Annotated in this window: 22 protein-coding genes; 10 read left to right on the top strand and 12 right to left on the bottom strand. The window is 63.8% G+C overall.

Annotation, left to right across the window (positions count from 1 at the left end):
* Positions 1 to 103 precede the first annotated feature (103 nt).
* Entirely contained in the window at positions 104 to 2590 is a 2487-nt protein-coding gene (gene plsB, locus RAC97_RS02600) for a glycerol-3-phosphate 1-O-acyltransferase PlsB (protein ID WP_375098163.1), read from the bottom strand.
* Positions 2591 to 2808: 218 nt separating this feature from the next.
* On the opposite strand from plsB, the gene RAC97_RS02605 reads away from it, so the two are divergent.
* Positions 2809 to 3018, top strand: coding sequence for a cold-shock protein (locus RAC97_RS02605; RefSeq protein ID WP_375098164.1), 210 nt, complete (start codon positions 2809 to 2811; stop codon positions 3016 to 3018).
* A gap of 65 nt (positions 3019 to 3083) precedes the next feature.
* Here the strand turns inward: RAC97_RS02605 and RAC97_RS02610 are convergent, their stop codons facing one another.
* The 4 genes from RAC97_RS02610 to RAC97_RS02625 form a co-directional block, all read right to left on the bottom strand.
* Positions 3084 to 3461, bottom strand: a complete 378-nt coding sequence (locus tag RAC97_RS02610; protein WP_375098165.1) for a hypothetical protein — start codon at positions 3459 to 3461, stop codon at positions 3084 to 3086.
* Between the two features lie 18 nt (positions 3462 to 3479).
* Positions 3480 to 4292 (bottom strand): putative RNA methyltransferase, encoded by an 813-nt coding sequence (locus RAC97_RS02615; protein ID WP_375098166.1) that lies wholly within the window; start codon positions 4290 to 4292, stop codon positions 3480 to 3482.
* Positions 4292 to 5443 carry a succinyl-diaminopimelate desuccinylase gene (gene dapE, locus RAC97_RS02620; RefSeq protein ID WP_375098167.1) on the bottom strand — a complete coding sequence of 384 codons (1152 nt, stop codon included), beginning with the start codon at positions 5441 to 5443 and terminating at the stop codon, positions 4292 to 4294. The genes RAC97_RS02615 and dapE overlap by 1 nt, the downstream gene beginning before the upstream one ends.
* A 163-nt stretch (positions 5444 to 5606) precedes the next feature.
* A complete protein-coding gene (locus tag RAC97_RS02625; RefSeq protein WP_375098168.1) occupies positions 5607 to 8198 on the bottom strand; it encodes a glycosyltransferase in 2592 nt (863 codons plus the stop codon).
* Between the two features lie 284 nt (positions 8199 to 8482).
* Between RAC97_RS02625 and tcdA the strand changes: the two genes are divergently transcribed.
* A complete protein-coding gene (gene tcdA / locus RAC97_RS02630; protein ID WP_375098169.1) occupies positions 8483 to 9292 on the top strand; it encodes a tRNA cyclic N6-threonylcarbamoyladenosine(37) synthase TcdA in 810 nt (269 codons plus the stop codon).
* A gap of 17 nt (positions 9293 to 9309) precedes the next feature.
* Here the strand turns inward: tcdA and RAC97_RS02635 are convergent, their stop codons facing one another.
* The 4 genes from RAC97_RS02635 to RAC97_RS02650 form a co-directional block, all read right to left on the bottom strand.
* Entirely contained in the window at positions 9310 to 9723 is a 414-nt protein-coding gene (locus RAC97_RS02635) for a SufE family protein (RefSeq protein WP_375098170.1), read from the bottom strand.
* A complete protein-coding gene (locus RAC97_RS02640; RefSeq protein ID WP_375098171.1) occupies positions 9720 to 10925 on the bottom strand; it encodes a cysteine desulfurase in 1206 nt (401 codons plus the stop codon). Before RAC97_RS02640 ends, RAC97_RS02635 begins: the two co-directional genes overlap by 4 nt.
* 80 nt (positions 10926 to 11005) lie before the next feature.
* A complete protein-coding gene (gene dapD, locus RAC97_RS02645; RefSeq protein WP_375098172.1) occupies positions 11006 to 12040 on the bottom strand; it encodes a 2,3,4,5-tetrahydropyridine-2,6-dicarboxylate N-succinyltransferase in 1035 nt (344 codons plus the stop codon).
* A gap of 42 nt (positions 12041 to 12082) precedes the next feature.
* Positions 12083 to 12430: an ArsC family reductase gene (locus RAC97_RS02650; protein WP_375098173.1), complete on the bottom strand. Its 348-nt coding sequence runs from the start codon at positions 12428 to 12430 to the stop codon at positions 12083 to 12085.
* A gap of 279 nt (positions 12431 to 12709) precedes the next feature.
* Between RAC97_RS02650 and RAC97_RS02655 the strand changes: the two genes are divergently transcribed.
* The gene (locus tag RAC97_RS02655) at positions 12710 to 14356 is read left to right on the top strand and encodes a Na+/H+ antiporter (protein WP_375098174.1); all 1647 of its coding nucleotides are present in this window, start codon (positions 12710 to 12712) and stop codon (positions 14354 to 14356) included.
* Between the two features lie 95 nt (positions 14357 to 14451).
* Here the strand turns inward: RAC97_RS02655 and dapC are convergent, their stop codons facing one another.
* From dapC to map, 3 genes are read right to left on the bottom strand one after another with little or no spacing between them, the layout of a single operon-like run.
* Entirely contained in the window at positions 14452 to 15648 is a 1197-nt protein-coding gene (gene dapC, locus RAC97_RS02660) for a succinyldiaminopimelate transaminase (protein ID WP_375098175.1), read from the bottom strand.
* A 22-nt stretch (positions 15649 to 15670) separates the two neighbouring features.
* Complete coding sequence (locus RAC97_RS02665) at positions 15671 to 18370, bottom strand: [protein-PII] uridylyltransferase (protein ID WP_375098176.1); 2700 nt, start codon at positions 18368 to 18370, stop codon at positions 15671 to 15673.
* Positions 18371 to 18391: 21 nt separating this feature from the next.
* Positions 18392 to 19174, bottom strand: coding sequence for a type I methionyl aminopeptidase (gene map / locus RAC97_RS02670; RefSeq protein ID WP_375098177.1), 783 nt, complete (start codon positions 19172 to 19174; stop codon positions 18392 to 18394).
* A gap of 343 nt (positions 19175 to 19517) precedes the next feature.
* Here map and rpsB point away from each other — a divergent pair, with 343 nt between their 5' ends.
* The 7 genes from rpsB (at position 19518) to ispC (ending at position 25561) form a co-directional block, all read left to right on the top strand.
* On the top strand, positions 19518 to 20255 hold the full coding sequence (gene rpsB / locus RAC97_RS02675) for a 30S ribosomal protein S2 (protein WP_028690678.1): 738 nt from the start codon (positions 19518 to 19520) through the stop codon (positions 20253 to 20255).
* Positions 20256 to 20441: 186 nt separating this feature from the next.
* Positions 20442 to 21305 carry a translation elongation factor Ts gene (gene tsf / locus RAC97_RS02680; RefSeq protein ID WP_375098178.1) on the top strand — a complete coding sequence of 288 codons (864 nt, stop codon included), beginning with the start codon at positions 20442 to 20444 and terminating at the stop codon, positions 21303 to 21305.
* A gap of 182 nt (positions 21306 to 21487) precedes the next feature.
* Positions 21488 to 22231: a UMP kinase gene (gene pyrH / locus RAC97_RS02685; RefSeq protein ID WP_375098179.1), complete on the top strand. Its 744-nt coding sequence runs from the start codon at positions 21488 to 21490 to the stop codon at positions 22229 to 22231.
* A complete protein-coding gene (gene frr / locus RAC97_RS02690) occupies positions 22228 to 22785 on the top strand; it encodes a ribosome recycling factor (protein WP_375098180.1) in 558 nt (185 codons plus the stop codon). Before pyrH ends, frr begins: the two co-directional genes overlap by 4 nt.
* Positions 22786 to 22803: 18 nt before the next feature.
* On the top strand, positions 22804 to 23559 hold the full coding sequence (gene uppS, locus RAC97_RS02695; RefSeq protein ID WP_375098181.1) for a polyprenyl diphosphate synthase: 756 nt from the start codon (positions 22804 to 22806) through the stop codon (positions 23557 to 23559).
* A complete protein-coding gene (locus RAC97_RS02700; protein ID WP_375098182.1) occupies positions 23559 to 24374 on the top strand; it encodes a phosphatidate cytidylyltransferase in 816 nt (271 codons plus the stop codon). Before uppS ends, RAC97_RS02700 begins: the two co-directional genes overlap by 1 nt.
* Positions 24371 to 25561: a 1-deoxy-D-xylulose-5-phosphate reductoisomerase gene (gene ispC / locus RAC97_RS02705; RefSeq protein WP_375098183.1), complete on the top strand. Its 1191-nt coding sequence runs from the start codon at positions 24371 to 24373 to the stop codon at positions 25559 to 25561. The genes RAC97_RS02700 and ispC overlap by 4 nt, the downstream gene beginning before the upstream one ends.
* Positions 25562 to 25591 lie beyond the last annotated feature (30 nt).

A 25591-nucleotide genomic window follows, 5' to 3' on the forward strand; every position in this document is an offset into this window, starting at 1 on the left:
GGCCGTCAGTCAGAGCCTCTTCGCGGGCAAGCCCGCTTCTACCGGTACTGCGCATAACCTGTAGGGCGGGCTTGCCGGCGAAGAGGCCGGAACTGTCGCTGCATCAGCTGATGGCTGCCTCCAGCGTTTCATCCCGGTGCAACGCCACCTGGCGGATCGACAGACGCAACTCCGCCGACAGCACGCGCTTGGCCACGCCCTCGGCGAGCTCGCCCAGCTTGTCGTGATACCCCAGCTTGCCCTCGGCGTTCGGCCTCAACACGCCTTCGCGTACCAGGGTCTGGATGAAGTGGCGGAACAGGGTCTTGTCGAAGAACTCCGGGGCGTTCAAACCATGCAGGATCGACAGGCGCTGGGCCATCATCACGCACAGACTCTCCAGCGCCTCGGCGTCCAGGGTGTGCTGGCCGCTGTTGAGCAGCAACGAGGTGGCCATGTAGAAGCGTTGCAGGGTCTGGGTGATGCTGCGTGACAGCAGGGTCAGCAGCACGAATTGCCGCGAGCTCGGGGCCGGGCGCAGGTACACGCCGTTCTCGAAACGCAGCAGGCCTTGCTCGACCAGTGCCGCCAGCCACTGGTCGATGGCTTCGTCGAGCTGCTCCGGCGTCCAGCGCAGGAACAGCTCCGCTTGCAGGTACGGGTAAAGCGCCCGCACGTACTGCCCAACCAGTTCGCGGCTCATGCGCGAGCTGCTCTGGAAGAAGCTCGCCAGCAATGCGGGCAGGGCGAAGATATGCAGGACGTTATTGCGGTAGTAGGTCATCAGCACCGCATTGGCTTCATCCAGGTAGAGGATGCGCCCCAGGGCGTCTTTCTGCTCGGCCAGCAGCTGCATGCCGCGCACATGTTCGATCAGCGCCTTGCCATTGCCTTCCGGCAGGGTGATGTGCGCCGAGTAGGGCACCTGGCGCAGCAGTGCCAGGTACAGGTCGAGCACGCGGGTCAGGGCGCGCTCATCCAGGGCCAGACGGCTGGTGGACAGCAGTGCCAGGGCCACCAGGTTGACCGGGTTGACTGCCGCCGCCTCGTTGAGGTGGCGAGCCACGGTTTCGCCCAGGCGGGTGGTGGTCTCGTTCAGCCATTGAGGGCGGAACTGTGGTGCGAGATCCTGCTCGCGCCAGCCCGGCTGCTGCTCATCAAGGAAGCCGGCCAGGCGAATAGGCTCGCCGAAGTTGACGTACACCTGGCCAAAGCGCTGCTTGAGCGCGCCGATGACCTTGAAGATGTCGAAGATCGATTCCTTCTTCTTGCTCGCGCCGCGCAGCTCGCCCAGGTAGGTGCGGCCTTCGAGTACACGCTCGTAGCCGATGTACACCGGCACGAAGACGATCGGCGTGCGCGAAGAGCGCAGGAAGCTGCGCAAGGTGATCGCCAGCATGCCGGTGCGTGGCTGCAGCATGCGTCCAGTGCGCGAGCGGCCGCCCTCGACGAAGTACTCCACCGGGAAGCCCTTGGTGAACAAGGTGTGCAGGTATTCGTTGAATACCGCGGTGTACAGCGGGTTGCCTTTGAAGGTGCGGCGCATGAAGAACGCACCGCCCCTGCGCAGCAGGCTGCCGATCACCGGCATGTTGAGGTTGATGCCGGCGGCAATGTGCGGCGGGGTGAGGCCGTTGCGGAACAGCAGGTAGGACAGCAGCAGGTAGTCGATGTGGCTACGGTGGCAGGGCACGTAGATCACCTCGTGCCCCGGGGCGATGCCCTGCACCTGCTCGATGTGGTTGACCTTGATGCCGTCGTAGATCTTGTTCCAGAACCAGCTCAGCACCACTTCCAGGAAGCGGATGGCGGTATAGGTGTAGTCCGAGGCGATCTCGTTGCCGTAGTGCAGCGCTTTGGCTTCGGCCTTGGCGTAGGAGATCTTCTCACGCTCGGCTTCGTCGCTGATGGCCTGGCGTACCAACGGGTCGTGCACCAGACCCTTGACCAGGTGGCGTCGGTGCGAGATATCCGGGCCGATGACGGCGGTCTTGAGGTTGCGAAAGTGCACGCGCATCACGCGCTGGGCCATGCGCACGGTGCGCTCGTGGCCTTTGTTGTGCTGAACCAGCTCGCGCAGGTGGATAGGCGCGGAGAACTGCACGCGGGTCTTGCGGCCCAGGATCAGCACAGTGAGCAGGCGGCGAAGGCGGCCGGTCACTGCCCAACTGTCGGCGAACAGCAGTTTCCACGGGCTCGATTCGCTGGCTGGGGTCTGCCCCCAGAACACGCTGACCGGGATGATCTGCGCATCTTCTTCCGGGTGCTGGGTCACCGCCGCCACCAGGCGTTGCAAGGTGGGCGGAGCGCCGCGCTTGTCGTGACGGCCAAGCCAGTCGGGCTCGGGGGTCAGGTAGAAGAACGCCGCCGCTTCGTGCAGGCCGCCCACGGCAACGGGCACGACCGGGCGTGGAAGCCCCGCCTTGGTGCATTCGCGATCGATCACCGCCAGGTCGGTGAGCGACGGCGAGGGCAGGGCGTAGAACACCGGGCGGCTGCGGTCGAGCTTGAGGGTCAGCGAGGACTGGTTGATGGTCTCGGAGCGCACCCACAGGTACAGGACGCGACGCAGGGCGCCGAAGATGAGGCGGCGCAGGGGGGAACGGGTCATGGGGTAGGTGCCCTGGGTGAGATTTTCAGGTGATGTTCCAGCCAGTTAGTCTGCCGTATCCGCTGAAGTTCAGCAAAATCCGGGCAGTCATGAAATTTTTTTGTCCGCTGCCATATACTCGGTCCGCAGCTTGCAGGAAATTTCATCAAGCTGTGTCGGCACGGGATGATTTCGTGCCTACAAGGCGATCTTCAAAATAAAAATCCGGAGTAGTTCAGATGTCGTCTCGTGAGACTGGGAATGTGAAGTGGTTCAACGACGCCAAAGGTTATGGCTTCATTCAGCGCGAAGGTGGGGCGGATGTGTTCGTCCACTATCGGGCTATTCGCGGTGAGGGGCATCGTAGCCTGGTCGAAGGGCAACGGGTTGAGTACAGCCTGACCCAAGGCCAGAAAGGCCTGCAGGCAGAAGACGTCGTCGGTCTGTAAGTAGCAAGCCTCAAGCTGCAAGCTGTCCGTGGCGCTTGCAGCCTGATGCTTCCAGGCAACTCGTTTCAGCTGGTGCGCCAGGTGATCTCTTCTTCACCGTCGGCGCTGATGCGGATCCAGCGGTCGGCATCCTCCTCGCCATCTTCTTCCACCCAACTGCCCGGTGCGCAGCGTACTTCCACATTGAGCGCGGCGAAGGCGGCGCGGGCGCAGGCAATGTCGTCTGGCCACGGAGTCTGATCGCTTTCCAGGAACAGGCTGTTCCATTTCCCCACAGCCTTGGGTAACCATGTGACCGGAATGTTACCGGCCTGGCACTTGAAGGTCTGGCCTTTCTGCTTCCACTCGCTGCACGGGCCCAGGGCCTGGGTCAGCCATTCGGCAATCCGCCGATGGTCGACGTCGCTGTCTTTCAGGTAGATCTCGATATCGGGTTGGCGCATCTTGGAACTCCGCGGTGCTCAGTCTTGGCGCACGAAATAGTCATAACGCATGGAAACGGTGACCGTGAACGGTTCGGCCTGCTCGATCACCCGTGCGCGCTTCTCGGCGCTGGCGCGCCAGCCATGTGGCGTCATGGCCAGCAGGTCGGCGCGAGCCTTGGGCTCGGCCAGCGCCAGGGTGAATTCCAGCACCTCGCCATGGGCATGGTGCATACCTTCGGGAATCAGCGCCAGGTGCTTGTCGTCGGTGTAGGGGCGCACTTCATCGTAGAGCACCTGGCGCAGTTCCATCAGGTGGCCGCTGGTCGGACCAACCCGCATCAGGCCGCCGCCGGGAGCCAGCAGGCGCTTGGCTTCCTGCCAGTCCAGCGGGCTGAACACGCTGGCAATGAAGTTGCAGCTTCCCGCCTGCAAGGGGACGCGGGCCATGCTGGCGACCATCCAGGTGACCTGTGGCGAGCGGCGGCAGGCACGCTTGACCGCCTCGCGGGAAATATCCAGCGCGAACCCTTCGGCTTCGGGCAGGGCCTGGGCGAGCTGTGCGGTGTAGTAGCCCTCGCCGCAGCCGATGTCCAGCCAGCTCCGCGGTGTGCGTTCGGCGGCCAGTTCCGCCAGGCGCTTGGCGACCGGGGCGTAGTGGCCGGCATCGAGAAAGTCGCGGCGGGCCTCGACCATCGCCTGGTTGTCGCCGGGGTCGCGGCTGTTCTTGTGCTGCACCGGCAGCAGGTTCAGGTAGCCCTGGCGGGCGCGGTCGAAACGGTGGCCGGCGGGGCAGGCCACGCCGTTGTCGAGCTGCGCCAGGGGCGCCTGGCAAAGAGGGCAGGCGAGCATCAGGCGAGCAACCGCACCAGCGTCTGGTAGTAGATTTCGGTAAGCAGGTCGAGGTCGCTGGCCAGGATGCGCTCATCGACCTGGTGAATGGTGGCGTTGACCGGGCCGAGCTCGACCACCTGGGTGCCCATGGTGGCGATGAAGCGACCGTCCGAGGTGCCGCCGCTGGTCGAGGGTTGGGTGTCACGGTCGGTGACCGCCTTGATGCTGGCCGACACCGCATCGAGCAGTTCGCCCGGCTCGGTGAGGAACGGCAGGCCCGACAGCGCCCAGTCGATCGACCAGTCCAATTGGTGCTTGTCGAGGATCTGCGCGACACGCTGCTGCAGGCCTTCGACCGTCGACTCGGTGGAGAAGCGGAAGTTGAACAGCGCGTGCAGCTCGCCAGGCACCACATTGGTGGCGCCGGTGCCGGAATTGAGGTTGGAGATCTGGAAGCTGGTCGGCGGGAAGAACGCGTTGCCTTCGTCCCAGTGCTCGGCAGCCAGTTCCGCCAGGGCGGGTGCGGCCAGGTGGATCGGGTTGCGCGCCAGGTGCGGATAGGCCACGTGGCCTTGCTTGCCGCGCACGGTCAGGGTTGCGCCGAGCGAGCCGCGACGGCCGTTCTTGACCACATCGCCCAGCAAGGTGGTGCTGGACGGCTCGCCGACGATGCACCAGTCCAGGCGCTCGTTGCGCGCCTTGAGGCGCTCGACCACGGCCTTGGTGCCATGGTGCGCCGGGCCTTCTTCATCACTGGTGATGAGGAACGCCACCTTGCCGCGATGGTTTGGGTAGTCGTGAACGAAGCGTTCGCTGGCCACCACCATCGAGGCCAGGCTGCCCTTCATGTCGGCGGCGCCGCGGCCGCAGAGCATGCCGTCGGCGTCGATCAGCGCATCGAACGGCTCATGCTGCCACTGCTGCACGGGGCCGGTGGGCACCACGTCGGTGTGGCCGGCGAAGCACAACACCGGGCCATCCTGGGTGCCGTGGGTGGCCCAGAAGTTATCGACGTCCTCGATACGCATCGGTTCGAGCTGGAAGCCGACGGCGCCCAGGCGCGTCATCATCTGGGACTGGCAGTCGGCGTCGACCGGGGTCACCGAGGGGCGACGGATCAGGTCGCAGGCCAGTTGGAGGGTGGGCGATAGCTCGGCTGGGGCCGTCATGGGAAACTCCGGGGCAAGGCAAGGCGGAAACGAAGGGGCGTTATCTTATATCAAGTTGTGTCGGTGGGCACGGCGCATTGGGGCTGGCCTTGTTTGGCCAGGGTCGGCTCTTTCGCGGGCAAGCCCATTCCTACCGCTATGGCAGGAGCGGGCTTCACCGGCCTCAGGTCGCCTGCGCCTCCACCGCCTTGTCGGCAGGCTTGGGCAGCGACGACAGGAACGCCATCACCAACGCCGCCGCATACGGCAACGACTGTACCAGCAGCATCGCCACCCAGAAACGCATGTCCGAACTCGGCAGCCCCTGCACCAGGTAGATGCCCGCCGCCGCGCCCCACAGCAGCAACATGATGAACAGCTCCTCGCGCGCTTCGGAAATCGCCACCAGCAAGCCATGGCTGTCGGCATTCTTCGGCGTACGGAAGAACGGCATGCTGCTGGTGAAGAACCCGTACAGCACCGCCTTGGCGATGGTGTGCGACAGTGCAAGCCCCGCCAGGGCGGCGGCGAAGGCGTCCTTGAGGTCCACCCCTACCGCGCGACGGTAGAGGAAGACGATCTTGGCGACCTTGAAGAAGAACAACGCCAGCGGCGGGATGGCGAAGATCATCAAGGGCGGGTCGACCCGATGCGGCACGATGATCATCGCCGCCGACCAGAGCAACGCGCCGACCGTGAAGAAGATATTCATGCCATCGGCGATCCACGGCAGCCAGCCGGCCAGGAAGTGGTAGCGCTGGCCGCGGGTCAGCTCGCTGCCCTTGCCGCGCAGCAGGGCGGCGGCGTGGTGCTTGATGATCTGGATAGCGCCGTAGGCCCAGCGGAAGCGCTGCTTCTTGAAGTCGATGAAAGTGTCGGGCATCAGGCCCCTGCCGTAGCTGTTGTGCGCGTAGGCAGCCGACAGGCCTTTCTCGAACACCCGCAGCCCCAGCTCGGCGTCTTCGCAGATGCACCAGTCGGCCCAGCCCAGTTCCTCGAGCACGCTGCGTCGGGTCATGGTCATGGTGCCGTGCTGGATGATCGCGTCGCGGTCGTTGCGGGTCACCATGCCGATATGGAAGAACCCCTTGTACTCGCTGTAGCACAGTTTCTTGAAGGCGCTTTCGTGCTGGTCGCGGTAGTCCTGGGGCGACTGCACCACGGCGATCTTCGGGTCGGCGAAGTGCGGCACCATGTGCTTGAGCCAGTTGCGGTCGACGCAGTAGTCCGAGTCGATCACGGCGATCACTTCGGCGTCCTTGGCCGTATGCGGGATCAGGTAGTTCAGGGCGCCGCCCTTGAAGCCCGCCAATGGCGCCACGTGGAAAAAGCGGAAGCGTGCGCCGAGTTTTTCGCAGTGAGCCTTGAGCGGCTCCCACACGGCCGGGTCTTTGGTGTTGTTGTCGATCACCAGCACCTCAAAGTCCGGGTAGTCCAGGGCTGCGAGGGCATCGAGGGTCTGCTTGACCATCTCCGGCGGCTCGTTGTAGCACGGCACGTGCACCGAGACCTTGGGCCGGTAGGCGCTGTCGCCCTGCACGGGCAGGAATTCCCGGCGGCGTTTGTGAATCCACACCGCCTCGGCCAGTTCATGGGCCTCGGTCAGCAGCACGATGAACACGCCCAGCGCACCGAGGGCCAGCAGCACACCCACCGTGAGGCTGAACCAGGTGCTGTATTGCTGGCTGTAGTCGTAGGCGATCCATACCAGCACCGACCCGCAAAGAAAGGTAATGAAGGTCAGGAAGGTACGCCCACGCTGGCGCAGGGCCGAGCCGTCGATCAGCAGCACGGCCAGGGCGATCATCGCCAGCACCACCGAGGCCACCGCCAGCGCTCGCCATTGTGGAATCGCCACTACCGGCCCTTCGAAGTTGAACTTCTGCTGGCGCTCGGCGTTGAACACACCCCAGTAGGCACCCACCGAGCCTTCGTCGCTGGCCTTCCACGGCTGGTCGTAGGCTTCGATGACAAAGTAGTTGTAGCCGCGGCGGTTGAGGGTGTTGACCAGGGTGCGCAGGTAGATCGCCTGGTCGGCCTGGGTGGCGTCGGCGCCGCCGCGCATGCGGCCGTTGCTGGGCCAGCCGACTTCCGAAAGCAGCAGCGGCTTGCGTGGAAACTGCACCTTGAGGTCGCGGGCGCGATCGAGCACGAACTGCACCGAGTCCTTCATCGGCACGAATTCCCAATAAGGCAGGATGTGTGCGGCGATCAGGTCGACATGGCGCGCCAGTTCCGGGTGTTCTTTCCAGATATGCCACTGTTCGCTGGTGGTGACCGGCACCTTGACCGCGGCGCGTACCCGGTCCAGGTACTGGATGAGTGCCTCGGGGGTGATCTCCTCGCGGAACAACGCCTCGTTACCCACCACCACGCGTACCACGCTGCGAGAGGTGTTGGCCAGCTCGATGGCCTTGGCGATTTCGCGTTCGTTGCGTTCCAGGTCCGGGCTGATCCAGATGCCTAGGGTGACGCGCAGGCCCAGCTCCTCGGCCAGGCGCGGAATCAGCTCCTGGGTGCCTTCGACGGTATAGATGCGGATGCTGTCGGTGAGCTTGCTCATCTGCTCCAGGTCCTGGCGCATCTGCTGTTCGTTGGGGTACTGGCCCTTTTGCGGACTCTCGCCGAGGCGGAAGGGCGAATAGGAAAAGCCGGAGATCTGTTCCGGCCAGGCAGGTGCCGACACCGGGCGGTTGACCAGCGCCCAGAAACCGGTAAACAGCGCGGCGATGGCCAGGACCACCACCAGGTTGAGGCCGAGTTTGCGTGATGACATAAGCGTTTTCGTGTTCCGGGAAAGGAGCGGGCGGCAGGTCGATTCCTACGCGTACCGGCAAGGTAGTGCGTCGAATTTTCTGCATGAAGTAAAGTTTTGAGCCCGCTCGGTTGTCGTCCATATCTTTTCGTTCGATGGGACATTAAAGCAGGCTTGGCAAGTGCTTTCCTAACGTTGGACGGCTCGCACATCGCAAAGCCAACTTTTGGCAGCCCTGCTGGCCTATAATGCGCGCCGATTTCTCGGGGTATGAGCTTCGGGGGTACGAGCTTCGAGGTATGAGCATGAGCACAGAAGATCCGCGTTTTGCCGGTGTAGCCCGGCTGTACGGCGATGAAGGCCTGCAACGCTTGCAGCGCGCCCATGTGGCGGTGGTCGGTATCGGCGGTGTCGGCTCCTGGGCGGCGGAAGCCCTGGCGCGCAGTGGCGTGGGTGAAATCAGCCTGTTCGACCTGGATGACGTGTGCGTCAGCAACACCAATCGCCAAGCCCATGCCCTGGAGGGGCAGGTCGGCAAGCCCAAGGTCGAGGTCATGGCCGAGCGGCTGCGAGCGATAAATCCGGCTTGCACGGTGCATGCGGTGGCTGATTTCGTCACCCGCGAGACCATGGCCGAACACATCGGCGAACACCTCGACTGCGTGATCGACTGCATCGACAGCGTTATGGCCAAGGCCGCGCTGATTGCCTGGTGCAAGCGCCGCAAGATCACCATCGTCACCACCGGAGGTGCCGGCGGGCAGATCGACCCGACGCAGATCCAGGTCGGCGACCTCAACAAGACCTTCAACGACCCGCTGGCCTCACGGGTGCGTTCGACCCTGCGCCGCGACTACAACTTCTCGCGCAACACCAGCCGCAACTATGCGGTGCCTTGCGTGTTCTCCAGCGAGCAACTGCGCTACCCCAAGGGCGATGGCAGCGTGTGCTTGCAGAAGAGTTTCGTCGGCGAGGGTGTACGGCTGGACTGCTCGGGCGGCTTTGGCGCGGTGATGATGGTGACCGCGACCTTTGGCATGGTGGCGGTGAGCAAGGCGGTAGAAAAGCTGGTGGGCGGGGTGCGGCGGCCTTCGGAGCGGGTCAAGGCCGAGTAAACGGCGGTGCTATCGCACTATCGGTGACTTGCCGCGAGTTCGGCCATACGCTGCAACACCGCATGCAACCCGTTGCTGCGCGAGGGCGACAACTGCCGCTCCAGCCCTAACTGGCTGAACCACCCCGGCAAATCCAGTTGTGCCAGTTGCGCACTGTCCACCCCCTGCACCCGCACCAGCAACAGCGCCAGCAGCCCACGCAGCAGGCGCGCATCACTGCTGGCCTTGAACCGCCACTGTCCGTCGACCTGCACGCTCACCAGCCATACCAGGCTCTCGCAGCCGTGCACCCTATTGGCTTCGGTCTTTTCGTGTTCATCCAGCGGCTCCAGACGCTCGCCCCATTGCATCAGCAGGCGCGCTCGTTGCTCCCAGCCCCTGGCGTCGGTAAAACGCTCCAGCGCCTCGAGCGCTTGCGGCGACAGGCTCATCGCAACAGCTCCAGGCCTTGGTCGAGCGCTTCGAAGAATCGCTGCAAATCGTCACTGTCGTTGTACAAGGCCAGTGAAACGCGGATCGCGCCATCCAGCCCCAGGCCCTTGAGCAGTGGCATGGCGCAGTGGTGCCCGGCGCGCACGGCAATGCCTTGCTCGGTCAGCAGGTGAGCAATGTCGGCGTTGTGTATGCCTTCGATGACGAAGCTGGCCAGTGCAGTCTCGGGCGTACCTAGCACCCGGATGCCTTCGCGATCGGCCAGCCCGCGCAGCAGATGCTGGTGCAGGCTCGCCTCGTGGTTGGCCACGGCGTGGGCATCAAGGCTTGCCAGGTAATCGAGGGTCGCGCCCAGGCCGATGACGCTGGCGATCGGCGGGGTGCCCGCCTCGAAGCCCAGGGGCGCGGGGCGGAAGCTCGCGTCGTGGTAGTCGGCGATCTGCACCATCTCGCCGCCGAACTGCCAGTGACGCAACTGCTCCAGTGCCTGAGCGCGGCCCCAGAGCACGCCGACGCCATCCGGGCCATACAGCTTGTGGCTTGAGAACACGTAGAAATCGCAGCCCAACTGCTGCACGTCATGCCGGCCATGCACCACGCCTTGGGCACCGTCCACCACGGTGAGTGCGCCCTGTGCCCGTGCATGGGCCAGCATGGCCGACAGCGGCTGCCAGGTGCCCAGCACGTTGGACAGTTGGCTGACCGCCAGCAGGCGGGTGCGCGGGCCGATCAGTTGCAGAGAGCGGTCCAGGTCGATGTGCCCGTCGGCGTCCAGCGGCAACACCACCAAGCGCAGGTTGCGGCGCTTGGCCAGCTGCTGCCAGGGCAGCAGGTTGGCGTGGTGTTCGAGGGCGCTGACGGCAATCTCGTCACCCGCCTCGAAGCCATGTTCCAGGCCGTAGGCCAGCAGGTTCAGCGCCGAGGTGGCGCCGTGGGTGAACAGCACCTGGCGCGAGTCGGCAGCATTGAGCCAGGCGGCCACCTTGTCGCGGCTGGCCTCGAAGGCCTGGGTCGCCAGGGCGCCGGGCAGATGCTGGGCGCGGTGCACATTGGCCGCGCCATGGCCATAGTAGTGGCCCAGGGCGTCGATCAGGGCCTGGGGTTTCTGCGTGGTGGCGGCGCTGTCCAGGTAGGTCTGGTGTTGCCGTTGCAGGGCGGCGATGGCGGGAAAGTCGGCACGCCAGGGGGAGGGTTGGAACATGGTTGCAGGGCCTGGAATGAAAATCGGGTCTGTCTTTTCAGACAAACCCGATCTTAACACTACGAACTTCCGAGAAGTGCTCAGTTGTGGGCGTGCAACGCCTCGTTCAGCTCGATGGCCGACTTGTGGGTCTTGCACTCCACCGCGCCGTTCAGCGAGTTGCGGCGGAACAGCAGGTCGGTCTGGCCGGCCAGGTCGCGGGCCTTGACCACTTTCACCAGCTCGTTGTTTTCGTCGAGCAGGTTCACCTTGGTGCCGGCGGTGATGTACAGGCCTGCCTCGACGGTGTTGCGGTCGCCCAGCGGGATGCCGATGCCTGCGTTGGCGCCGATCAGGCAGCCCTCGCCTACCTTGATGACAATGTTGCCGCCGCCGGACAGGGTGCCCATGGTCGAGCAGCCGCCGCCCAGGTCCGAACCTTTGCCGACGAACACGCCGGCCGACACGCGGCCTTCGATCATGCCTGGGCCTTCGGTGCCAGCGTTAAAGTTGACGAAGCCCTCGTGCATGATGGTGGTGCCTTCGCCGATGTAGGCCCCCAGGCGCACGCGGGCGCTGTCGGCGATACGCACGCCGGTCGGCACCACGTAGTCGGTCATCTTCGGGAACTTGTCCACCGAGAACACTTCCAGCAGCTCGCCCTTCAGGCGTGCTTCCAGTTGCTGTTCGGCCAGTTCGGCCAGGTCGACGGCGCCCTGGCTGGTCCAGGCGACGTTCGGCAGCAGCGGGAAGATGCCGGCCAGGCTGACGCCGTGCGGCTTGACCAGGCGGTGCGACAGCAGGTGCAGCTTCAGGTAGGCCTCGGGGGTAGACGCCAGGGCGGTGTCTTCAGCCAGCAGGGTGGCGACCAGCGGCTTGTGGCTTTCGGCCAGACGGGTCAGCAGGGCGTGTTGGGTGGCGTCGATGTTCTTCAGGGCAGTGGCCAGCTCGCCCGCCTGGGCCGGGCTGAAGGCGATGGCCTGGTTGCCACCTTCGTAGCCGAGCAGCGGCGCCACGGCGGCGACCAGTTCAGCGGACGGCTGCACCAGTGGCTGCGCATAGAAGACTTCCAGCCAGGCGCCCTGGCGGTTCTGGGTGCCGACACCGAAGGCCAGGCTGAACAGTTGGGTGGACATGCGGTTACCTCATACGAAATAGGGAGTTTCGCGCAAGCGGGCTCAGGCCAGCGCTGCAGCGTAAAGGTCGGGCTTGAAGCCGACCAGGGTGCGGTCGCCCAGGTCGAGTACCGGGCGTTTGATCATCGATGGCTGGGCCAGCATCAGTTCCACGGCCTTTGCCTGGTCCAGGTCGGCCTTGCTGGCGTCATCGAGCTTGCGGAAGGTGGTGCCAGCGCGGTTGAGGATCGTTTCCCAACCATGCTCGTCGCACCAGCGGTTCAGGCTGTCACGGTCGATGCCTTGGGTCTTGTAGTCGTGAAAGGCGTAACCGATGGCTTTTTCATCGAGCCAGGTACGGGCCTTTTTCATCGTGTCGCAGGCCTTGATGCCGTAGAGAGTGTGAGCCATTGAATGCCTGGGCGGCGGGGCTGAGCCCGACGTCCCGATACTCCTTGATGAATGGGTGGAGGCGATTATGCGATATCAACGGGGCCCGCGCCACGGCTGAGGCGCCCATCGGTGCGAGGGAAAACGTGTCACACGATGTCGCGTAGCATTGTGTTACATATTCTGGCGGACATTCCGACCATGGTGCAGCGGTCCTGCCCTGCGGGTCGCCGCTAACATGGTGTTTCAACGGCGATATCTCGCCCGCTGTCGTTTTCGAACCACACAGGAAATTTGCCGATGCAGTCAGCCTATACCGTTCTTATCCTGCTGACGTTGGTGAGCCTGTCGAAACTGCTGGGGCGGGTGGTGCCGTTGCCGCTGCCGCTGGTACAGATAGCCGCTGGCGCTCTGCTGGCCTGGCCGACCCTGGGGTTGCATGTGGCGCTGGACCCGGAGCTGTTCCTGTTCCTGTTCCTGCCTCCTTTATTGTTCGCCGATGGCTGGCGCATGCCCAAGCGCGAGCTCTGGCGTCTACGTGGCCCGGTGGTGGCACTGGCGGTAGGGCTGGTGCTGTTCACCGTGGTGGGGGCGGGGTACTTCATCCACTGGCTGGTGCCGAGCATTCCCTTGGCGGTTGCCTTTGCCCTGGCGGCGGTGCTTTCGCCCACCGATGCCGTGGCAGTGTCGGCCATTACCCAGGACCGTCTGCCCACGCCGCTGATGCACATGCTTCAGGGCGAAGCGTTGATGAACGATGCTTCGGGCCTGGTGACCTTCAAGTTCGCCCTGGCGGCGGCAATCACCGGTGTTTTCTCACTGGCCGAGGCGAGCGCGACCTTCATGCTGGTGGCGCTCGGTGGCCTGGCCGTGGGCGTGGGGCTGAGCTGGCTGATCGGACGCTTGCGCGCCTGGATGATCGCGCGTGGCTGGGACGACCCGGCCACCCACGTGGTGTTCATGTTGTTGCTGCCGTTCGCCGCCTATGTGCTGGCCGAGCGCCTGGGCGTGTCGGGCATTCTTTCGGCGGTGGCGGCCGGCATGATGCAGAGCTGGCTTGACCTGCTGCCGCGCCAGACCAGCACGCGCCTGCTCAACCGCAGTGTCTGGTCGTTGCTGGAATTCGCCTTCAATGGCCTGATCTTCCTGCTGCTGGGTCTGCAACTGCCGGACATCGTCAAGGCGGTGGTCAGCCATGAAACCTCCCTCTGGCCGGCCCTGGCCTGGCGCTTCCTGGATGTACTGGCAATTTTCGCGGTGCTGGTGTTGCTGCGCTTCGTCTGGGTACAGAGCACCTGGCGGGGCATCGGTGCGGTGCGGCGCTGTCGGGGCAAGGCCGAGTTGGTGTCGATGCCGACCACGCGCTCCTGCTGGTTATTGACGGTGGGCGGGGTACGTGGGGCGGTGACCCTGGCCGGTGTACTGTCGGTGCCCCTGCTGATCGGCGCCGATCAGGCTTTTCCCGAGCGCGACCTGCTGATCTTCATCGCCGCCGGGGTCATCCTGCTGTCGCTGGTCAGTGCTTGCATTGCCTTGCCGATCCTGTTGCGCGGGGTAACCAAGAGCCCGGACGAGCGTCTGCGCCAGGAGGTCCAGGAAGCCTGGCGGCGCACGGCCAAGGCGGCCATTCATGCCCTGGAGGCGGAGGAAGTGATTGATGCCAATGCGCCGCAGGACGCTGCGCAGGCGACCCTGGCCATTGAACTGAAGGCGCGGTTGATGGCCGAGTACCGCGATGAGTTGGACAGCTACAACGACAGCGCCGAAGCCAGGGCGCTGGCCGAGCAGATGGACCTGTTGGAACGACGGCTGCGGCTGCGTGCGCTGCGGGCCCAGCGCTTGGAGCTGTACAGCCTGCATCGCCAGCACCTGGTGGGCGATGAAGTGGTGCGCCAGGTGCTAGGGGAGCTGGATCTGAGCGAGGCCAACCTGGGGCAGGTCAGGTAGTCCAGTGCTGCCTTCTTCGCGGGCCAGCCTGCTCGTGCAGGTGCAGCGGTGCATTTTGCAGGAGCGGGCTTGCCTGCGAAGCAGGTCGATGTGGTTTAGCGGCTGGCCAGGAAGTCGCGAATCCTCTCGGCGGCCTCGATGCACTCGGCGAGCGGTGCGACCAAAGCCATGCGCACGCGGCCTGCGCCAGGGTTCACGCCGTCTACCTCGCGGGAAAGGTAGGAGCCTGGCACCACGGTCACATGCTCTGCCTCGAACAGATCGCGGGTGAAGGTGGCGTCATCGCCCGGTACCTTGGCCCACAAATAGAAACTGCCATCCGGACGTTGCACGTCCAGTACCGGCTGGAGAATCTCCAGGACCGCGTCGTACTTGGCGCGGTACTGGTCACGGTTCTCGCGCACATGGGCCTCATCCTGCCAGGCCGCGATGCTGGCCAGCTGGGTCTGTACCGGCATGGCGCAGCCGTGGTAGGTGCGGTACAGCAGAAACGGCTTGATGATCGACGCATCCCCGGCCACGAAGCCCGAGCGCAGGCCCGGCAGATTGGAGCGCTTGGACAGGCTGTGGAATACCACGCAACGGGCGAAATCGCTGCGGCCGAGCTCCGCGCAGGCGCTCAGCAGGCCAGGCGGGGGTGCATCTTCGTCGAAGTACAGCTCGCTGTAGCATTCGTCGGCGGCAATCACGAAATCGTGCTCATCGGCCAGCGCGATCAGCTTCTTCAGGGTATCCATCGGCACCAGGGCGCCGGTTGGGTTGCCAGGCGAGCACAGGAAGAGGATCTGGCAGCGTTTCCAGACCTCGGCCGGCACCGCGCTGAAATCCGGGTTGAACCCATTGCTTTCCAGGCATGGCAGGTAGTGCGGGGTCGCACCGGCCAGCAGCGCTGCACCTTCGTAGATCTGGTAGAACGGGTTGGGACTGACCACCAGTCCATCGGCGCTGCGGTTGACCACGGCCTGGGTGAAGGCGAACAGCGCCTCGCGGGTACCGTTGACCGGCAGGATGTGGCGCTCGGCATCCAGCCAGCCGGCCGGCACGCCGAAGCGCCGCTCGCACCACTGCCCGATGGCCTCGCGTAGGCCCGGCAGGCCAAGGGTGCTGGGGTAGACCGCGAGCTTGTCGAGGTTGTCGGCCATGGCCTGGGCGACGAAGGCCGGCGATTCATGCTTCGGCTCGCCGATCGACAGGGCGATGGCACGTTTGTCCGCCGCAGGTTTCACGCTGCCCAGCAGGGCGCGGAGTTTCTCGAAAGGGTAGGGCTGAAGCTGGGTCAGGGCATGGTTCATCGGCGCAAGGTCTCGTCAATCGTTAGAAGGTCATGCGGGTGGGGCTGGTGTCGCTGGCCTTGTCGGCCTGCAACTGCTGCACGATCGCTTCCTGCAGGCGGCTGCACAGCTGAGGGTCGGACAGCGGTTGGTTGTCGGCGTCGGTGACGAAGAACACGTCTTCCACGCGCTCGCCCAGGGTGGCGATCTTGGCGTTCTGCAGCGACAGGTCGAACTCCAGGAAGATCTTGCCGATACGTGCCAAAAGGCCCGGGCGGTCAGGGGCTGTGATCTCGAGGATGGTGACCGGGCGCTGGGCATCGTTGAGAATGGTCACCTGGGGCGCGAAGGTGAAATGCTTCAGTTGGCGCGGCACCCGGCGCTGGATGATGTTCGGGTAGTCCTCGGGGTTGCGCAGGGCATCGCTCAGGCCTTCGCGGATCTGCTTGACCCGCGCAGGGTTGTCGCCGATGGCGCCGCCGTCGGCGTCCAGCACGATGTAGGTGTCGAGGGTGAACTGGCTGCTCGAGGTGATGATGCGCGCGTCATGGATGTTCAGGTTGAGCTGGTCCATGGCGGCCACGGTCACGGCGAAGAAGTCGTGCTGGTCGGGGGCGTAGATGAAGATCTGCGTGCCGCCTTCGAACTCGCGCTGGGTGGTTTCCTTGATCAGCACCAGCGGGCCGCCATCGGCCGGCTGCTGGAGGATTGCATCGGTGTGCCAGGCTACGTCGGCGGCGGTGTGCTTGAGGAAATAGTCATCGCCCAGCTGCGACCACAGCTGTTCCACATCGTCCGGGTCGGTGCCCTCGCGGATCAGGATGTCCAGCGCGGCGCTTTGCGTCTGGCGGATCTGCTCCTCGCGGTCCAGCGGGTTTTCCAGGCCGCGGCGCAGGGCGCGCTTGGTCTCGGTATAGAGCTGGCGCAACAGGCTCGCCCGCCACGAGTTCCACAGGCTGGGGTTGGTGGCGTTGATATCGGCCACGGTCAGCACATACAGGTAATTCAGGCGTATCTCGTCGCCCACCAGCAGGGCGAAGTCGTTGATTACCTGCGGGTCGGAAAGGTCCTTGCGCTGGGCGGTAGTGGACATCACCAGGTGGTTTTGCACCAGCCAGACGATCAGCCGGGTGTCCCAGGCCGGCAATTGGTGACGCTCGCCAAAGGCCTGGGCATCCACTGCGCCCAGCTCGGAATGGTCGCCCTGGCGACCCTTGCCGATGTCGTGGTACAGGCCCGCGAGATAGATCAGCTCAGGCTTGGGCAGACGGCCCATGAGCTTGCTGGCCAGCGGGAATTTCTCGGACACCGGCGTGTACTGGAGCTTGCGCAGGTGCTTGATGAGGTTGAGGGTGTGGGCGTCGACCGTATAGATGTGGAACAGGTCGTGCTGCATCTGCCCGACGATAAAGCCGAACTCCGGCAGGTAGCGCCCGAGAATGCCGTAGCGGTTCATGCGCCGCAGATTGCGGTGGATGCCGATCTCGCACTTGAACAACTCGATGAACAGGCTGGTGTTGCGAATATCGGTGCGGAAGCTGTCGTCGATCAGGTGGCGGTATTCGCGCAGTTGGCGCACGGTATCGGCGCGTACGCCCTTGATCTCCGGGTGCTGGGCCATCAGCACGAACATTTCCAGCATGGCGAAGGGCGTGCGTTTGAAGACGCTTGGGTTGACCGCCTCTATATAGCCGTCGTGCAGGCGGAAGCGTGCGTTCAGCGGCTGGGTGCTGCCGCTGTCGTCAGCCAGGATCACTTCCTCGAAGTGCTGGATGATCAGGTCGCACAGCTGGCTGATGCTCATCACCACCCGGTAGTACTGCTGCATGAACTGTTCGATGGCGCGCTTGGGGTTCTCGTCGGTAAAGCCCAGCAGGGCCGCGACGCTGCGCTGGTGGTCGAACAGCAGGCGGTCCTCGGCGCGCCCGGCAAGCATGTGCAGGGCGTAGCGCACCCGCCACAGGAAAGCCTGGGAAGAGGCGAGCAGTTCGTTCTCGCTTTCCAGCAGGAAACCTTCGCCAGCCAAGGCATGCAGGTTCAGCGTGCCGTACTGGCGGCGAGCCACCCAGAGCACGGTCTGGATGTCGCGCAGGCCGCCTGGCGAGCCCTTGACGTTGGGTTCGAGGTTGTACTCGGTGTCGTTGTACTTGTGGTGACGCGCCTTGAGCTCGGCGCGCTTGGCCAGGAAGAATTCTTTGCTCGGCCACACGTGTGCGGTGCTGGTGGCCTCCAGCATGCGCTCGCGCAGGGCCTCGGGCCCTGCGATGGTGCGGCTTTCCATCAGGTTGGTGATGATCGTGAGGTCGGCGCGGGCCTGTTCGGTGCATTCCTCGACGGTGCGCACGCTTTGCCCGACTTCCAGGCCGATGTCCCACAGCAGGGTCAGCAAGCGCTCGATGGCATCGCGATACTGTTCGTGTTCAGCTGCGCCCAGCAGAATCAGCAGGTCGATGTCCGAGTGCGGGTGCAACTCGCCGCGGCCATAGCCGCCAACGGCTACCAGGGCGATGCCGTCCGAGTCGCCCCAGTCGAACTGGTTCCAGGCCTGTTGCAGGATGTTGTCGACGAACCACGCGCGGTCCTCGATCAGCCCGCGAATGTCGCTGCCTTCGCGAAAGCGCCGGTCGAGCACTTCGCCAGCTTGGCGGATGGCCTTCTTGAAGGCGGCGATGGGGCTTGCCTTGAGCGCCAGTTCCGCCTGGAACTGACCACGGTCGAACAGCTCAGGATCCAACTGGGGCATCGAGTCACGTTCCTTTATGGGTCAGGCCGAGGTGCGCGGGAGGGTGTCGTCCTTGCGCAGGGTGAAGATCTCGTAGCCGGTCGCGGTCACCAGCAGGGTGTGTTCCCACTGGGCCGACAGCTTGCGGTCCTTGGTGATGGCGGTCCAGCCGTCGCCCAGCACCTTGGTGTCAGCCTTGCCCTGGTTGATCATCGGCTCGATGGTGAAGGTCATGCCTTCCTTGAGCTCCATGCCGGTGCCTGCCTTGCCGTAGTGCAGGATCTGCGGCTCTTCGTGGAACACCTTGCCGATGCCGTGGCCGCAGAACTCGCGAACTACCGAGAAGCCGTTCTTTTCCGCGTGCTTCTGGATCACCTCGCCGATATCGCCCAGGCGGCAGCCGGGCCTGACCAGCTCGATGGCCTTGTACAGGCACTCCTGGGTGACCTTGGACAGGCGCTCGGCCCAGGGCGCGACGTTGCCGACATGGAACATGCGGCTGGTGTCACCGTGGTAGCCGTCCTTGATCACAGTGATGTCGATGTTGATGGTGTCGCCATCCTTGAGCGGCTTCTCGTTGGGGATGCCGTGGCAGACGACATGGTTGATCGAGGTGCAGATCGACTTGGGGAAGCCCTTGTAGTTGAGCGGCGCCGGGATGGCCTGCTGGACGTTGACGATATAGTCGTGGCACAGGCGGTCAAGCTCCTCGGTGGTGACGCCGGGCTTGACGTGTTCCTCGATCATCTCCAGCACTTCGGCGGCCAGGCGGCCGGCAACGCGCATCTTCTCGATGTCTTCTGCGGTCTTGATGGTGACGGTCATACAGGCTCTCTACGGCGCCGGGCGGCGCGCACAAAAACGGGAAAGGCCGGATTCTAACAGAGCGGGAAGGCATTCTGTCGGGAGAAACCATCGCGCCATGGCGCGGTTGCAGGCATTCTGGCGCGATTGACCTGCTGCTGCAAAAGCCGCTGACGGACGAAGCATTATTCGGGTTCCGTTCGTCTGCGGTCTGTGGTATAAAATGCGCCGCTTTCGGGGACGACCCCTTAAGCTTGAACCCACACACGTGTCGACACGGTGGCCTGGGTGCCCAGGGTCTCAGGATCCGAGGGTTGGCCATTGGGATGCGTGGAGGCCCAACCCGACTTATCAAGGAACTATCATGTCCCAAGTCAACATGCGCGATATGCTGAAGGCCGGTGTGCACTTCGGCCACCAGACCCGTTACTGGAACCCGAAAATGGGCAAGTACATTTTCGGCGCGCGTAACAAGATCCACATCATCAACCTGGAAAAAACCCTGCCGATGTTCAACGAGGCTCTGTCCTTCGTAGAGCGCCTGGCCCAGGGCAAGAACAAGATCATGTTCGTCGGCACCAAGCGTTCCGCCGGCAAGATCGTCGCCGAGCAAGCGGCTCGTTGCGGTTCGCCATACGTTGACCACCGCTGGTTGGGCGGCATGCTGACCAACTACAAGACCATCCGCGCTTCGATCAAGCGTCTGCGCGACCTGGAAACCCAGGCCGAAGACGGCACTTTCGCCAAGCTGACCAAGAAAGAAGCCCTGATGCGCTCGCGCGACCTGGAAAAACTGGATCGCAGCCTGGGCGGCATCAAGGACATGGGCGGCCTGCCTGACGCGCTGTTCGTCATCGACGTCGATCACGAGCGCATCGCGATCACCGAAGCCAACAAGCTGGGCATTCCGGTCATCGGCGTTGTCGATACCAACAGCAGCCCGGAAGGTGTTGACTACATCATCCCAGGCAACGACGACGCCATCCGCGCCATCGAGCTGTACATGACTTCGATGGCCGATGCCGTCATCCGCGGCCGCAACAACGTTGCCGGCGGCACCGAAGTCTACGCTGAAGAAGCGGCTGCACCTGCTGCCGAGTAATTGACGCCTGGCGTCTACTTGGCACGCAAAAAGGGGGCTAGGCCCCCTTTTTGCCACCTGAAATCCTCCTGTCAGCAGTAACGCCGCATCATGCGTCACGCAGGCAGCAAGACAGTGGATTTCCAGAATTGAACGCCCGTCACGAGCGGGTGGAATGGTTGAAAAACTTTCCAAGAGGATTTTGAAATGGCAGCAATTACTGCAGCGCTGGTCAAAGAACTGCGCGAGCGTACCGGCGAAGGCATGATGGATTGCAAGAAGGCCCTGGAAAAGGCCGGCGGCGACATCGAGAAAGCCATTGACGACATGCGTGCCTCGGGCGCCATCAAGGCCGCCAAGAAGGCTGGCAACGTCGCTGCTGAAGGCGCTATCGCCGTCAAGACCGACGGCAAATCGGCCGTCCTGCTGGAAGTGAACTCGCAGACCGACTTCCTGGCCCTGCAAGACGACTTCAAGAACTTCGTTGCCGACAGCATCGAAGAAGCCTTCGCCCAGAAGCTGACCGACGCCGCTCCGCTGATCGCTTCCCGCGAAGCCGCTCGCGAAGCCCTGGTCGCCAAGTGCGGCGAGAACGTCAACATCCGTCGCCTGGCGCGCGTTGAAGGTGACGTTGTCGGTGCCTACCTGCACGGCAACAAGATCGGTGCCGTTGTTGTCCTGAAAGGCGGCGACGCCGATCTGGCCAAGAACATCGCCATGCACGTTGCCGCTTCGAACCCTGAGTTCCTGGATGCATCGGAAATCTCCGCCGAGGCCATCGAGCGCGAGAAGAACGTCTTCCTGCAGCTGAACGCCGACAAGATCGCCGGCAAGCCGGAAAACATCGTTGAGAACATGATCAACGGCCGTATCACCAAGTTCAAAGCCGAAGCCTCGCTGAAAGAGCAGGCTTTCGTCATGAACCCGGAAGTCAAGGTTGGCGAGCTGGCCAAGAAAGCCGGCGCTGAAATCGTTTCCTTCACCTACTTCAAGGTAGGCGAAGGCATCGAGAAGCCGGTCGACGACTTCGCTGCTGAAGTTGCCGCTCAGGTAGCAGCTGCCAAGCAGTAAGACGGACCCTGTCTGTCGCCCCAAAGAGGCTGCCCGCTCACGCGCGCAGCCTCTTTTTCAAAACGGAGAAGGGTTTATAAAACCTTTTTTCGCTGGCACCGAAGTGGTGCCACGCTACAGTTAGCAGGCTGCAAACAGCCCGCACGGAATTTTCTAAAAGTACGCCGCAGGAGAGACTCGCAATGGCTCAGCAGGTGAGTGGTCGCCAACCTCGCTATAAACGCATTTTGCTCAAACTTAGCGGCGAGGCCCTGATGGGCTCGGAAGAGTTCGGCATCGACCCGAAAGTACTGGACCGCATGGCCCTGGAAGTCGGCCAGCTGGTCGGTATCGGTGTCCAGGTCGGCCTGGTGATCGGTGGCGGCAACCTGTTCCGCGGTGCGGCGCTCAGCGCAGCCGGCATGGACCGCGTCACCGGTGACCACATGGGCATGCTGGCCACGGTGATGAACGCCCTGGCCATGCGCGACGCCCTGGAGCGTTCGAACATCCCGGCGCTGGTCATGTCGGCCATCTCCATGGTCGGTGTCACCGATCATTACGATCGCCGAAAAGCTATTCGTCACCTCAACTCCGGGGATGTGGTAATTTTCTCCGCCGGTACCGGCAACCCGTTCTTCACCACCGACTCCGCAGCCTGCCTGCGTGCCATCGAAATCGATGCCGACGTGGTGCTGAAGGCGACCAAGGTCGATGGTGTGTACACCGCCGATCCATTCAAGGACCCGCACGCCGAGAAGTTCGATCGCCTCACCTATGATGAGGTTCTGGATCGCAAGCTCGGTGTCATGGACCTGACCGCAATCTGCCTGTGCCGCGACCACAAGATGCCATTGCGGGTATTCAACATGAACAAGCCTGGCGCCCTGCTGAACATCGTGGTGGGCGGCGCTGAAGGTACTCTGATCGAGGAAGGCCAAGCATGATCAACGACATCAAGAAAGACACCCAGGAGCGCATGGGCAAGTCCATCGAGGCGCTGGGTCGCAACCTGGCGGCCATTCGCACCGGTCGCGCCCACCCAAGCATCCTGGACAGCGTCAAGGTGACTGCCTGGGGTAGCGAGATGCCGCTGAACCAGGTGGCTGCGATCACCGTCGAAGACGCCCGCACCCTGAAGATCGTCGCCCATGACAAGAACCTCAGCGCGGCCATCGAGAAGGCCATCCTGACCTCCGACCTGGGTCTGAACCCGTCCAGCGCCGGCACCACCATTCGCGTGCCCATGCCTGCCCTGACCGAGGAAACCCGCAAGGGCTACACCAAGCAGGCCAGCGGCGTGGCCGAAGACGCCAAGGTTGCCGTGCGCAACGTGCGTCGCGATGCGCTCGCCGACCTGAAGAAGCTGACCAAGGACAAGGCCATCAGCGAAGACGAAGAGCGTCGTGCCGCGGACGAGATCCAGAAGCTGACCGACAAGTACGTCGCCGAGATCGACGCTGCGTTCAAGGCCAAGGAAAAGGACCTGCTGGCCGTCTGAGGCCAGGGTTTTTCTTTAATGGAAAAGACCAAGCCAGCGGCACCGACTTCGGTGCCGCGCCACGTCGCCATCATCATGGATGGCAACAACCGCTGGGCGAAAAAACGCTTGTTGCCTGGCGTCGCCGGTCACAAGGCGGGTGTGGATGCGGTGCGGGCAGTGATCGAAGTCTGCGCCGAAGCCAAGGTGGAGGTGCTGACGCTCTTCGCTTTTTCCAGCGAGAACTGGCAGCGTCCCGCCGATGAGGTCGGGGCGTTGATGGAACTGTTCTTCTCGGCCCTGCGCCGTGAGGCGCGTCGTCTCAACGAGAACAACATCAGCCTGCGCATCATTGGTGACCGCACGCGGTTCCACCCGGAGCTGCAAGCCGCCATGCGCGAAGCCGAAGCGCTGACCGCCGGCAATGATCGCTTCATCCTGCAGATCGCCGCCAACTACGGTGGCCAGTGGGACATCGCCCAGGCTGCCCAGCGCCTGGCGCGGGAAGTCCAGGCCGGCCATCTGCGCCCGGACGACATCACCCCTGAGTTGTTGCAGACCTGCCTGTCCACAGGCGACCTGCCGCTGCCCGACCTGTGCATCCGCACCGGGGGGGAGCATCGCATCAGCAACTTCCTGCTATGGCAGTTGGCCTACGCCGAGCTGTATTTCTCCGACCTGTACTGGCCGGACTTCAAACACGAGGCCATGCGTAACGCCCTGGCCGATTTCGCTTCGCGCCAGCGCCGCTTCGGTAAGACCAGCGAGCAGGTCGAGGCTGGAGCTCGTGCTTAATGCTTAAACAACGCATCATCACCGCGCTGATCCTGCTGCCGATCGCGCTGGGCGGTTTCTTCCTGCTCAATGGCGCCGATTTCGCCCTGTTCATTGGCTTCGTGGTCACCCTTGGTGCCTGGGAGTGGGCGCGCCTGGCCGGGCTCGTGGCCCAGCCACTGCGCATAGCCTATGCCGCCGTGGTGGCCGGAGCATTGATGTTGCTCTACCTCATGCCAGACCTCGCGCCGTGGGTGCTGGGGGCCTCGGTGATCTGGTGGGCGCTGGCAACCTGGCTGGTGCTTACCTACCCGCGCAGCAGCGAGCTTTGGAGCAGCGCGGCCTGCCGCCTGCTGATCGGCCTGCTGGTGTTGCTGCCGGCCTGGCAGGGCTTGGTGCTGCTCAAGCACTGGCCGTTGGGTAATTGGCTGATCCTGTCGGTCATGGTGCTGGTGTGGGCGGCCGATATCGGCGCCTATTTCTCGGGACGTGCCTTCGGCAAGCGCAAGCTGGCGCCGCAGGTCAGCCCGGGGAAAAGCTGGGAGGGCGTATATGGTGGGCTCGCGGTCAGCCTGCTGATTACCCTGGTGGTAGGTGTCGTGCGTGATTGGGGTATCGGGCAGATACTGCTTGGCCTGGTGGGTGCCGTGATCGTGGTGATGTCTTCGGTGGTTGGTGACTTGACCGAAAGCATGTTCAAGCGTCGCGAAGGTATCAAGGACAGCAGCAACCTGCTGCCTGGTCATGGTGGCGTACTCGATCGCATCGACAGCCTGACGGCGGCGATCCCGATGTTCGCCGTGCTGCTGTGGGCTGTCGAATGGGGTGTGCTGTGAGTCGTGTGCAGCGTATTACCGTGCTGGGTGCGACGGGCTCCATTGGCCTGAGCACCCTGGATGTCATCGCTCGCCATCCCGAGCGATACGAAGTGTTCGCCTTGAGCGGCTATTCGCGAGTGGATGAGCTGTTGGCGTTGTGCCTGCGACATCGCCCGGCCTACGCGGTGGTACCGAGCGCTGACGCCGCTGCGCGCCTGCGCGATGGCCTGGCTGCTGCCGGGTGTGCCTGCGAGGTGCTGGAAGGGGAGGCGGGCTTGTGCCAGGTCGCTTCTGCTTCCGAGGTAGATGCGGTGATGGCCGCCATCGTTGGTGCTGCCGGCCTGCGCCCGACCCTTGCAGCCGTACAGGCAGGCAAGAAAGTGTTGCTGGCGAACAAGGAGGCGCTGGTGATGTCCGGCGCGCTCTTTATGGAGGCTGTGCGGCGCAGTGGCGCAGTATTGCTGCCGATCGACAGCGAGCACAACGCGATCTTCCAGTGCCTGCCCACCGATCATGCCCGTGGCTTGGCGCAAGTGGGGGTGCGGCGCATCCTGCTGACCGCTTCGGGTGGGCCGTTCCGCGAAACTTCAGCTGCCGCGCTGGTGGATGTGTCGCCAGAGCAAGCCTGCGCCCACCCCAACTGGTCGATGGGGCGCAAGATTTCGGTCGACTCGGCGAGCATGATGAACAAGGGGCTCGAACTCATCGAGGCCTGCTGGTTGTTCGATGCGGCGCCGTCGAAGGTCGAGGTGGTGGTGCATCCGCAGAGCGTGATCCATTCGCTGGTCGACTATGTCGATGGTTCGGTGCTGGCCCAGTTGGGCAACCCGGACATGCGCACCCCTATCGCCAACGCGCTGGCCTGGCCCGAGCGGATCGACTCCGGGGTCGCGCCGTTGGACCTGTTCGCCATCGCTCGTCTGGATTTCCAGGCCCCCGACGAACAGCGCTTCCCTTGCCTGCGACTGGCGCGTCAGGCTGCCGAGGCCGGCAACAGTGCACCTGCGGTGCTCAACGCGGCCAATGAGGTCGCGGTTGAGGCATTTCTGCAGCGGCGTATCCGCTTCCCGGAGATCGCAGGTATGATCGAGCAGGTGCTCGACCGCGAGCCGGTGGTGCCATTGCCCTCGCTGGATGCGGTATTCGCCGCCGACCAGCGGGCCCGGGAGCTGTCCCGGGCCTGGTTGACGCGCCACGGTCGCTGATCGCTTGCGGCCCCAGGCCTCGCTGAACGT

This window comes from Pseudomonas sp. LS_2 (assembly GCF_042709235.1).
Taxonomy (GTDB): Bacteria; Pseudomonadota; Gammaproteobacteria; order Pseudomonadales; family Pseudomonadaceae; genus Aquipseudomonas.

What these genes read in the sequence shown, in the direction of transcription:
- plsB (WP_375098163.1), bottom strand. Translation starts at nt 2,590, where the DNA reads ATGACCCGTTCCCCCCTGCGCCGCCTCATCTTCGGCGCCCTGCGTCGC.
- RAC97_RS02605 (WP_375098164.1), top strand. Translation starts at nt 2,809, where the DNA reads ATGTCGTCTCGTGAGACTGGGAATGTGAAGTGGTTCAACGACGCCAAA.
- RAC97_RS02610 (WP_375098165.1), bottom strand. Translation starts at nt 3,461, where the DNA reads ATGCGCCAACCCGATATCGAGATCTACCTGAAAGACAGCGACGTCGAC.
- RAC97_RS02615 (WP_375098166.1), bottom strand. Translation starts at nt 4,292, where the DNA reads ATGCTCGCCTGCCCTCTTTGCCAGGCGCCCCTGGCGCAGCTCGACAAC.
- dapE (WP_375098167.1), bottom strand. Translation starts at nt 5,443, where the DNA reads ATGACGGCCCCAGCCGAGCTATCGCCCACCCTCCAACTGGCCTGCGAC.
- RAC97_RS02625 (WP_375098168.1), bottom strand. Translation starts at nt 8,198, where the DNA reads ATGTCATCACGCAAACTCGGCCTCAACCTGGTGGTGGTCCTGGCCATC.
- tcdA (WP_375098169.1), top strand. Translation starts at nt 8,483, where the DNA reads ATGAGCACAGAAGATCCGCGTTTTGCCGGTGTAGCCCGGCTGTACGGC.
- RAC97_RS02635 (WP_375098170.1), bottom strand. Translation starts at nt 9,723, where the DNA reads ATGAGCCTGTCGCCGCAAGCGCTCGAGGCGCTGGAGCGTTTTACCGAC.
- RAC97_RS02640 (WP_375098171.1), bottom strand. Translation starts at nt 10,925, where the DNA reads ATGTTCCAACCCTCCCCCTGGCGTGCCGACTTTCCCGCCATCGCCGCC.
- dapD (WP_375098172.1), bottom strand. Translation starts at nt 12,040, where the DNA reads ATGTCCACCCAACTGTTCAGCCTGGCCTTCGGTGTCGGCACCCAGAAC.
- RAC97_RS02650 (WP_375098173.1), bottom strand. Translation starts at nt 12,430, where the DNA reads ATGGCTCACACTCTCTACGGCATCAAGGCCTGCGACACGATGAAAAAG.
- RAC97_RS02655 (WP_375098174.1), top strand. Translation starts at nt 12,710, where the DNA reads ATGCAGTCAGCCTATACCGTTCTTATCCTGCTGACGTTGGTGAGCCTG.
- dapC (WP_375098175.1), bottom strand. Translation starts at nt 15,648, where the DNA reads ATGAACCATGCCCTGACCCAGCTTCAGCCCTACCCTTTCGAGAAACTC.
- RAC97_RS02665 (WP_375098176.1), bottom strand. Translation starts at nt 18,370, where the DNA reads ATGCCCCAGTTGGATCCTGAGCTGTTCGACCGTGGTCAGTTCCAGGCG.
- map (WP_375098177.1), bottom strand. Translation starts at nt 19,174, where the DNA reads ATGACCGTCACCATCAAGACCGCAGAAGACATCGAGAAGATGCGCGTT.
- rpsB (WP_028690678.1), top strand. Translation starts at nt 19,518, where the DNA reads ATGTCCCAAGTCAACATGCGCGATATGCTGAAGGCCGGTGTGCACTTC.
- tsf (WP_375098178.1), top strand. Translation starts at nt 20,442, where the DNA reads ATGGCAGCAATTACTGCAGCGCTGGTCAAAGAACTGCGCGAGCGTACC.
- pyrH (WP_375098179.1), top strand. Translation starts at nt 21,488, where the DNA reads ATGGCTCAGCAGGTGAGTGGTCGCCAACCTCGCTATAAACGCATTTTG.
- frr (WP_375098180.1), top strand. Translation starts at nt 22,228, where the DNA reads ATGATCAACGACATCAAGAAAGACACCCAGGAGCGCATGGGCAAGTCC.
- uppS (WP_375098181.1), top strand. Translation starts at nt 22,804, where the DNA reads ATGGAAAAGACCAAGCCAGCGGCACCGACTTCGGTGCCGCGCCACGTC.
- RAC97_RS02700 (WP_375098182.1), top strand. Translation starts at nt 23,559, where the DNA reads ATGCTTAAACAACGCATCATCACCGCGCTGATCCTGCTGCCGATCGCG.